We start from the raw sequence: 679 nt of genomic DNA, 5'->3' as shown, positions 1-679 counted from the left end.
GGAAGCGGACGTCAGTGCAGCGGTCGAGCAGAAGGCGACGCTTGTCCAGCAGGCGATGAATCTGGAAACCGGTCCGCTGATGCAGCTTGGATTGTTCCGAACGGGCAGCGGCGACCATCTGCTGATCGCGATCCATCACCTTATCGTGGACGGGGTGTCCTGGCGAATTCTGTTGGAAGATTTCGCAGTGGGATACGAGCAGCGGCTGCGCGGAGAGTCTGTCGCGTTGCCGGGCAAAACACATTCGTACCGGACGTGGTCGGAGCGGATGGGGAGCTATGCACAGAGCTGGAAACTGCTGAGGGAAGCTCCATATTGGCGGCAGGAAGAAAGCCGCAAGGATCAACTACAACCGCTGCCCAAAGACGGGGAAAGCGGCGGAGCGCGTACGATCGGAAGCAGTACAAGATCGGCGATTAGCTTAAGCGAGAAGGAAACGAAAAACTTGCTGACGGGAACGCACCATGCGTACAAGACGGAAATGAACGACGTGCTGCTCGCGGCGCTCGGCCTGGCGATGCAGGAGTGGACGGGTCACGATACGCTGGCCATTCATCTGGAAGGCCACGGCCGGGAAGAAGTATTGGGTGACGTGGACGTGACGAGAACGGTAGGTTGGTTTACGAGCATCTATCCCGTCGTCTTCGAATTGAAGAAGGCGGAAGGGATAGCCTACTGG

1 protein-coding gene is annotated in these 679 nt (G+C 58.2%); it reads left to right on the top strand.

Annotated elements, in window-relative coordinates:
• The coding region (locus ACX1DY_RS31465) for a condensation domain-containing protein (RefSeq protein ID WP_458968050.1) at positions 1–679 on the top strand (679 nt) is incomplete at both ends.

It is taken from the genome of Paenibacillus sp. BAC0078 (assembly GCF_054483875.1).
This window is presented reverse-complemented; position numbering and strand designations above follow the sequence as displayed.